We start from the raw sequence: 1,026 nt of genomic DNA, 5'->3' as shown, positions 1-1,026 counted from the left end.
CCCCTCACCAGCCCGCCCAGACCAAGGAGCACTTCCCCGACCAGACCGCGCCGTGCCCAGGAGCTGCACCCCCAGGTCAGCCGCAGGCTCACCCCCAAACTCAACCCCCAGGTCAGCCGCCCGCTCACCCTCAAGCTCAACCGCCCGCCCAGCCCGAGCAGCGGCCCTCCACACAGACCGCGACTCGGCGCACTGCCCAGTCCCAGACTCACCAGGCCCAGCCAACCGAGCGCCACCTCGCTCGCCCCCAAGATCGTCAGGACGACCAGCCCGAGCGCCACCCGTCCCCGGCGCGGCACCCACCTCCGCACCCAACTCAGCCCGAGCCTGTGCAGCCCCATCCGAACGAGGAACCGCACGTCGCGCAGACCGCGCCTCATCGAGCCGCCCGACCTCAGACTCAACCAGCCGCCCAGACCCAGCACCAGCACGCCGCGTAGCGCCCACCTCCGCAGGCGGCTCAGTTCGAGCCACAGCAGAGCCACCGGACCGAGGGACGGCACGTCGCGGCGCGGACCGCGACTCAGCGCGCTGCGCAGCCTCATACTCAGGCCCAACCGAGCGAGCGCTACCTCGTGCGTCAGACCCCGATTTGGCAGGCCGCTCAGGCCGAGGGGCACTTCGCCGACCGGACCGCGCCTTGGCTGGTTGCTCAGAGCCGGAGTCAGCCTGTCGCTCGCCTCCAAGGTCGGCGGGACTGCCAGCTCGAGCAGCCGCACGCCGCGTAGTGCACGCCTCCGCACCAGGCTCAGCACGAGCCTGGGCAGATCCATCTGACCGGGGGACGGCGCGTTGCACAGACCGCGGCTCAGCGCGTCGCCCGGGCTCTGGCTCGGCCGACTGGCTAGACCGAGAAGTCGTGTGCTGCGCGGCACCTATCCCTGCGGACGGCTTGGGCCCGGGCTCACCATCCTCATCGAGTCGAGTGGCGAGCTGCTGATCAGGGCGGGGAGCCGGGCGGCGTCCGGACGGTGGTTCGGTAGGCCGTTCGGAACCAGCCTCAGCAGGCCGCTCGGGGAAGGGGGC

At 71.8% G+C, this 1,026-nt stretch carries 1 protein-coding gene; it reads right to left on the bottom strand.

Annotated features, from left to right (window positions below; all coding sequences use genetic code 11):
- Positions 1-719, bottom strand: a 719-nt coding sequence (locus E1287_RS45305; RefSeq protein ID WP_207934829.1) for a hypothetical protein, incomplete at its 3' end; no start/stop codon positions are given.
- Positions 720-1,026 lie beyond the last annotated feature (307 nt).

Origin of the sequence: Actinomadura sp. KC06, assembly GCF_004348735.1 — a bacterium.
Taxonomy (GTDB): domain Bacteria; phylum Actinomycetota; class Actinomycetes; order Streptosporangiales; family Streptosporangiaceae; genus Spirillospora.
Note: the sequence above shows the minus strand (reverse complement) of the source record. Positions and strands in the feature narration are given on the sequence as shown.